General features: G+C 74.3%; 7 protein-coding genes. 6 read left to right on the plus strand and 1 reads right to left on the minus strand.

Annotation, left to right across the window (positions count from 1 at the left end; genetic code table 11):
* Positions 1-73 precede the first annotated feature (73 nt).
* The 5 genes from infB to ABD324_RS02400 all read left to right on the plus strand — a co-directional run bounded on the left by infB (position 74) and on the right by ABD324_RS02400 (position 5,839).
* Complete coding sequence (infB, locus tag ABD324_RS02380) at positions 74-3,160, plus strand: translation initiation factor IF-2 (RefSeq protein WP_344411851.1); 3,087 nt, start codon at positions 74-76, stop codon at positions 3,158-3,160.
* A 52-nt stretch (positions 3,161-3,212) separates the two neighbouring features.
* Entirely contained in the window at positions 3,213-3,506 is a 294-nt protein-coding gene (locus ABD324_RS02385) for a DUF503 domain-containing protein (RefSeq protein ID WP_344411852.1), read from the plus strand.
* An 18-nt stretch (positions 3,507-3,524) separates the two neighbouring features.
* Positions 3,525-3,980, plus strand: a complete 456-nt coding sequence (gene rbfA / locus ABD324_RS02390) for a 30S ribosome-binding factor RbfA (RefSeq protein WP_344411853.1) — start codon at positions 3,525-3,527, stop codon at positions 3,978-3,980.
* A gap of 117 nt (positions 3,981-4,097) precedes the next feature.
* Positions 4,098-5,057: a DHH family phosphoesterase gene (locus ABD324_RS02395; RefSeq protein WP_344411986.1), complete on the plus strand. Its 960-nt coding sequence runs from the start codon at positions 4,098-4,100 to the stop codon at positions 5,055-5,057.
* Positions 5,058-5,203: 146 nt separating this feature from the next.
* Positions 5,204-5,839: a class I SAM-dependent methyltransferase gene (locus ABD324_RS02400; protein ID WP_344411988.1), complete on the plus strand. Its 636-nt coding sequence runs from the start codon at positions 5,204-5,206 to the stop codon at positions 5,837-5,839.
* 21 nt (positions 5,840-5,860) lie between these two features.
* Here ABD324_RS02400 and ABD324_RS02405 read toward each other — a convergent pair whose 3' ends face one another.
* Entirely contained in the window at positions 5,861-6,385 is a 525-nt protein-coding gene (locus tag ABD324_RS02405; RefSeq protein ID WP_344411854.1) for a glycoside hydrolase family 16 protein, read from the minus strand.
* Between the two features lie 226 nt (positions 6,386-6,611).
* Between ABD324_RS02405 and ABD324_RS02410 the strand changes: the two genes are divergently transcribed.
* A partial coding sequence (locus ABD324_RS02410) for a hypothetical protein (protein ID WP_344411855.1) occupies positions 6,612-6,948 on the plus strand: 337 nt, incomplete at its 3' end.

Raw genomic sequence — 6,948 nt, forward strand, 5'->3', positions numbered from 1 at the left:
CGTGCATCGACTCTAGGTTCGAGGTCGAGCGGACGCTGCCGCCCGGCCTCCTTAGGAAAGATCAAGGAGAGCAGTGGCAGGCAAGGCCCGCGTTCACGAGCTCGCAAAAGAGCTCGGCATCAGCAGTAAGCAGGTCCTGAGCAAGCTGCAGGACCTCGGGGAGTTCGTGAAGTCCCCGTCCTCCACCGTGGAGGCCCCGGTCGCGCGCAAGCTGCGCGACTCCATGGCCGGCAACGGTGGGACCCAGCGCCGGGGGATCCCCGGCGGTCCCGGCCGTCCGCGCCCGGCGCAGCCGTCCGACGGTGCTGCGCCCGGCCAGTCCGGCGCGACCCCCGGCCCCCGCCCCGGCGGAGCGGCCCCCGGTCCGCGTCCCGGCCCCCGGCCCGGTCCCGCGGCCCCCGCGCGTCCCGACGCGCCCGCGGCCCCGGTCGCTCCGGCGGCCTCGGCATCCGCGGCCCCCGCGGCCCCGACCGAGCGCCCGGCCCAGCCGGGGGCCCGGCCCGGTCCGCGTCCGGGTCCGGCGGCCCCCGCACGTCCCGAGCGGTCGCCCGAGGGCGACCGGCAGGGCGGTCAGGGTGCCCCGCAGGGCGGCGACCGGCAGGGTGGCCAGGGCGGTCGTCCCGGCCCGCGCCCGGAGCAGTCGCGTCCCGCGGCCGCCCAGGGCGGTTCCGGTGCGGGTGGCGGCGCCAACACGGTGCCCCCGCGCAGCGCCGGCCCGCGTCCCGGCCCGCGCCAGCCGCGCGTCGGCAACAACCCGTTCGGCGTCGGCTCCGGTGCCCCGCCGCGCCCGGCCGCGCCCCGTCCCGGCCCGCCGCCGCAGCACGGCGGCGGCCAGCAGGGTGGCGGCGGAGCCCCCGGTGGCGCCCCGCGTCCCGGTCAGGGTGCCGGTGGTCCCGGTGGTCCGCGTCCGCCGCAGCGTGCCGGTGAGGCCGGTCGCGGTGGCCCGCGCCCGAACCCGGGCAACATGCCCCCGCGCCCGAACCCCGGCATGATGCCGGCCCGCCCGGCGGGTCGTCCGGCCGGTCCCGGCGGTGGCCGTGGTGGCCCCGGCGGCGGTCGTGGTGGCCCCGGTGGCGGCGGCGGTCGTCCCGGCGGTCCGGGCGGTCGTCCCGGCGGCGGTGGCGGCGGTTTCCGTCCCGGTGGCGGTGGCCCCGGTGCCGGTGGCGGCGCAGGTGCTCCGGCCGGTGGTGGCTTCCGCGGTCGTCCCGGTGGCGGCGGTGGCCGTCCCGGTGGTCGTGGCGGTACCGCGGGTGCCTTCGGGCGTCCCGGCGGTCCGGCGCGCAAGGGGCGCAAGTCGAAGCGGCAGAAGCGCCAGGAGTTCGACTCGATGCAGGCCCCCTCGGTGGGCGGCGTCCGCCTGCCCAAGGGCCAGGGCGAGACGATCCGGCTCCCGCGCGGTGCCTCGCTGACCGACTTCGCCGACAAGATCAACGCCAACCCGGCGTCGCTGGTCCAGGTGCTGTTCCACCTGGGCGAGATGGTCACGGCCACGGCCTCGGTCGCGGACGAGATCCTCGAGATGCTCGGCACCGAGATGAACTACAACGTCCAGGTCGTCAGCCCGGAGGAGGAGGACCGCGAGCTGCTCGACAGCTTCGACATCTCCTTCGGCGACGACGGGGACGAGGAGGACTGGGTCGTCCGGCCGCCGGTCGTGACCATCATGGGTCACGTCGACCACGGTAAGACCCGGCTCCTCGACACGATCCGCAAGGCGAACGTCCGCGAGGGCGAGGCCGGCGGCATCACCCAGCACATCGGCGCCTACCAGGTGCAGACGGAGCTGGAGGGCGTCGAGCGGCCGATCACCTTCATCGACACCCCGGGCCACGAGGCGTTCACCGCCATGCGTGCCCGCGGGGCGAAGTCCACGGACATCGCGGTGATCGTGGTCGCGGCGGACGACGGCGTGATGCCCCAGACGATCGAGGCGGTGAACCACGCCCAGGCGGCCGACGTGCCGATCGTGGTCGCGGTGAACAAGATCGACGTCGAGGGCGCCAACCCGTCGAAGATCCGCCAGCAGCTGACCGAGTACAACCTGGTCGCCGAGGAGTACGGCGGCGAGACGATGTTCGTCGACATCTCCGCCAAGCAGGGGACGAACATCGACGCGCTGCTCGAGGCCGTCCTGCTCACCGCGGACGCGGCGCTGGACCTGCGGGCCAACCCGGCCATGGAGGCCCAGGGTGTCACGATCGAGGGTCACCTCGACCGCGGCCGTGGTCCGGTGGCGACCGTGCTGGTCCAGCGCGGCACGCTGCGGGTCGGCGACTCGATCGTCGCGGGCGACGCCTCCGGGCGCGTCCGGCGGATGGTCGACGAGCACGGCGACGACGTCACCGAGGCGCTCCCGTCGCGTCCGGTGCAGGTCATCGGCCTGACCTCGGTCCCGGGTGCGGGCGACACGTTCCTCGTCGTGGACGAGGACCGGGTGGCCCGCCAGATCGCGGACCGTCGGCGGGCGCGCGAGCGCAACGCCGAGCTGGCCAGCCGCCGCAAGCGCGTGTCGCTCGAGGACCTCGACGCCGCGCTGAAGGAGACCAACACCCTCAACCTGATCATCAAGGGTGACAACTCGGGTACCGTCGAGGCCCTCGAGGACGCCCTGATGAAGCTGGACGTGGGCGACGACGTGGATCTTCGCGTCATCCACCGCGGCGTCGGTGGCATCACCGAGGGCGACATCAACCTCGCCATCGCGGACAACGTCATCGTCATGGGCTTCAACGTCCGTGCCGAGGGCAAGGCCACGGAGCTGGCCAACCGCGAGGGCGTGGAGATCCGCTACTACACGGTGATCTACCAGGCGATCGAGGAGATCGAGCAGGCCCTCAAGGGCATGCTCAAGCCGGAGTTCGAGGAGGTCGAGCTCGGCCGCGCGGAGGTTCGCGAGGTCTTCAAGTCCTCCAAGATCGGCACCATCGCCGGTTGCCTCGTGATGAGCGGGGAGATCCGCCGCAACGCCCGCGGGCGCCTGCTGCGCGACTCCGTGGTCATCGCGGAGAACCTGCCGATCAGCTCGCTGCGCCGCTTCAAGGACGACGCCGTCGAGGTCCGCGAGGGCTTCGAGTGCGGTCTCACCCTGGGCAGCTACAGCGACATCAAGGTCGACGACGTGATCGAGACCTTCGAGATGCGCGAGAAGCCTCGCGCCTGATCCCCTGACCGGCGGGCCCCGTACGGGGCCCGCCGGTCCGGTCCTCACACCCATGTATGTAGGAGCACTGGAGTGCGACGTCCTGCTCGGGGACGTGCACTCGCTCAAGCAGAAGCGCTCCGTGGTCCGGCCCGTCGTGGCCGAGCTGCGGAGACGCTTCGACGTGTCCGCCGCCGAGGCGGGCCACCTGGACCTGCACCGGCGTGCCCTCATCGGCGTCTCGTGCGTGTCCGCGGATGCGGGCCACGTGCAGGACGTGCTGGACTCCTGCGAGCGGCTCGTGGCCGCCCGCCCCGAGCTGGAACTGCTGTCGGCCCGGCACCGGATGCTCGGGCCGGACGACTGACATGAACAGGAGCGCGTCATGGTGGACCAGGCCCGCGCCCGCCGGCTGGCCAAGCGGATCACGCAGATCGTGGCCGAGGCCATCGAGCACGAGGTGAAGGACCCCCGCCTCGCGATGGTCACGATCACGGACACCCGGGTCACCGGGGACCTGCGCGAGGCCACCGTCTACTACACCGTCCTCGGCCGCACGATCGACGAGGCGCCGGACAACGCGGGTGCGGCCGCCGCGCTGGAGAGCGCGAAGGGCGTGCTGCGCTCGATGGTGGGGCAGGGCACCGGGATCCGGCACACGCCGAGCCTGGCGTTCGTCACCGACGAGGTGCCGCACGAGGCCGCCCGCATGGAGGAGCTGCTCGCCCGCACCCGCGCCTCCGACGCCGAGGTCGCGAAGCTCGCGGTCGGCGCCGATCCCGCAGGGGACCCGAACCCGTACCGGGTGCCGCGCGAGGACGACGCGGACTCCGGCGAGTGAGCCCCGAGTGAGCACGGCGTGAGCACCGGGGGACGTGAGGCCGTGTGGGCGCGGGCTCGTGCCGCGGACCGGGCCCGTGAGGTCGCGCGGGCGCTGGCGGCCGACCGCGCCCACGACGTGGACGAGGCCGTCGAGACGGCGGCGGACGTCCTCGACGCCGCCGGCCAGGTCGTCCTGCTCGGGCACGTGAACCCGGACGCCGACTCGCTCGGTTCGGCGCTGGCCCTGGGGCTGGCGCTGCACCGGCGGGGGGTGCAGGTCGTGGTGTCCTACGGCGCCGCGGAACCGGACGAGCTCCCGTCGGAGACCTTGCGGGCGCTCGACGTCGCAGGCCTGCTGCACCGCCCGTCGGACGTCCCGGTGGAGCCCGAGGTGCTGGTCTGCTGCGACACCGCGGACCGGCGGCGGCTCGGCATCCTCGCCGACCGGGTGGACGCGGCGGAGACCACGATCCTGGTCGACCACCACGCGTCGAACCCCGGGTTCGGGGACGTGCAGGTGCTCGACCCCCGCGCCGAGGCCACGGTCTTGCTCGTGCACCGGATCCTCGACCGGATGGACGTCGAGATCGACCCGGACATCGGGGCGTGCCTCTACGCGGGGCTGGCGACGGACACCGTTGGGTTCCGGGTCGGGGGGCCGGGCCCGCACCGCTTGGCGGCCGAGCTGGTCGAGGCCGGGGTGGAGGTGGAGCCGCTGATGCGCGCGCTCGTGGACTCCCACCCGTTCGCCTGGCTCGACGCGCTCGGCGCGATCCTGCGGGCCGCGGAGCTGGATCCGGCCCGCGGCCTGGTGCACGCGTCCGTGCCCCACGACGTCGTCGCCCGGTTCCGGCCCGAGGAGGTCGAGAGCGTGGTCGACCACGTCCGGAGCGCCGTCGAGGCCGAGGTCGCGGCCGTGTTCAAGGAGGTCGCGCCGGGGCGCTGGACGGTGTCGCTGCGCTCGCGCGGGGCGGTCGACGTGTCCGCGGTGGCGGTGGCGCTCGGTGGGGGCGGGCATCCCAAGGCGGCCGGGTTCTCCCACGCCGGGACACGTGACGAGGTTCTCGCCGTCGTCCGTTCGGCCCTGCCACGCTAGACCGTCTGTGAGCGGATCGTGCAGGGATCACCCTTTCCCGGCAGCATTGCTCACCGCACTCTCAGCCGGGGAGCCGTAGCGTGACGCGCGATGCCGACCTACGGAGCTACCCCGTGACCTCTGAGCAGGCCGTCCCCGCTCCCCAGATGTCCAGCCGGAACTTCACCGCAGGCCCTCTGCTGTCCTTCCTCGCCTCGGCCGTGCGCAGCCCCGGGCAGATCGGCGCCGTGGCGCCGAGCTCGGCGCGCCTGGCCGGGCTCCTGGCCTCGGTCGTCCCGACCAGCGGCCGCCCGGTGGTGGTCGAGCTCGGCCCCGGGACCGGGTCGGTCTCGACCGCGATCACCGGCCGGCTGCCCGCCGGCTCCCGGCACCTGGCCGTGGAGCTCGACCCCCGGCTGGCCGCCTTCCTGCGGCGCGCCCACCCCGAGCTCGAGGTGGTCGACGGCGACGCCAACGACCTCACCGACCTGCTCGCCGCCCGCGCCGCCGCCCGGGTGGACGCCGTGGTCAGCGGCCTGCCGTGGTCGCTGTTCGGGTACGAGTCCCAGCTCGGGATCCTCCGGCAGGTGGGCGCGGCGATGACGCCGGGCGGGGCCTTCGCGACCTTCGCCTACACCCACACGCTGCCGCTTCCGCCGGCCCGCCGCTTCCGCCGGACCCTGCACGAGGTGTTCGACGAGGTCGTGGTCACCCACACCGTCTGGCGCAACCTGCCCCCGGCCTACGTCTACGTCTGCCGTCGGCCGCGGCCCGCCGCGACCGGGGTTCCCGCCGGCGGGTAGGCCCCGCCGGCGGACGCCCGCTCACACCGCGTACATCCGGACCCAGTCGACCTCCATCGTCGCCGGGGCGAGGCCCTGGCGGTCGGAGTCGAAGTTGTCGAGCTGGATGGTGAGGTGACCGCTCGGCATCGCCTGGATCGGCGCCCGTCCGCCCGGCCCGGCCCCGCCGGTGAAGGAGAACCACTCCTCGCCGTCGATGAACCCGCGGACATGGTCGGGGGTCCACTCGAAGGCGATGTTGTGCCATTCCGAGAGGGGCGCGCCGCAGTCCGTCTCGCGGGCGAACTCCTGCTGGACGGGCAGGTTGGGGTGCGGGTAGTGCAGGAAGGCCTCCGCGCACTGCTGTCCGGGCTCGGAGTTCTCGAGGAAGTCGTACTCGCCGTCGGCCGGCCAGGCGTTGGAGTCCGGCCACACGATCAGGACCGGGTGGTAGGGCACCGCGCCGGGTCCGGTCTGGACGCTGCGGACTCGCATCTCCCATCGTCCGTACCGGGTCCCGTGGGTGCTGGCCAGCCATCCGGTGTCGCCGTCGGCCAGGCCGGTCATGACGAGCCTGCCGTCCTCGACGGTGCTGCGGGACGCGCACCGCCGGCCGTTCCCGGTGTGGCCCGGCCAGCACTCCCCGGCCTGCGCCCAGCGGCCTGCGTCGGGTGCGCCGGTGTAGTCGAACTCGTCCGAGCCGGCGACCGGGGTGCCCCAGCCGAACCGTTCCGCGGCGGTCAGGGGGACGGGTTCGACCCCCGGGCCGTCATCACCGGGGGTCGGTGCCGGTGTGGTGGTCGGGGCGGTGGTGGAGGGCGTGGGTGTGGTCGTCGGTGCCGGTGTGGTGGTGGGTGCCGGTGTGGTGGTCGAGGTGGTCGTGGTGGTCGGTGCCGGGGTGGTCGTGGGTGCGGGTGTGGGTGTGGGTGTGGTGGTCGGGGCCGGTGTCGTGGTGGGCCGGGTGGTCGGGGGTGTCGTGGACGTCGTGGTGGGTGCGGTGGTGGCGGGTGTCGTCGTGGCCGGTGACGTGGTGGTCGGCGTGGTGGTGATCGGCGGCGGAGGGGTGATCGGCGGGGTGGTGGTGATCGGCGGAGTGGTGGTCGGCGGCGGCGTGGTGGGTGGCGTCGTGG

Source organism: Pseudonocardia ailaonensis, assembly GCF_039531635.1.
GTDB classification, from domain to species: Bacteria; Actinomycetota; Actinomycetes; order Mycobacteriales; family Pseudonocardiaceae; genus Pseudonocardia; species Pseudonocardia ailaonensis.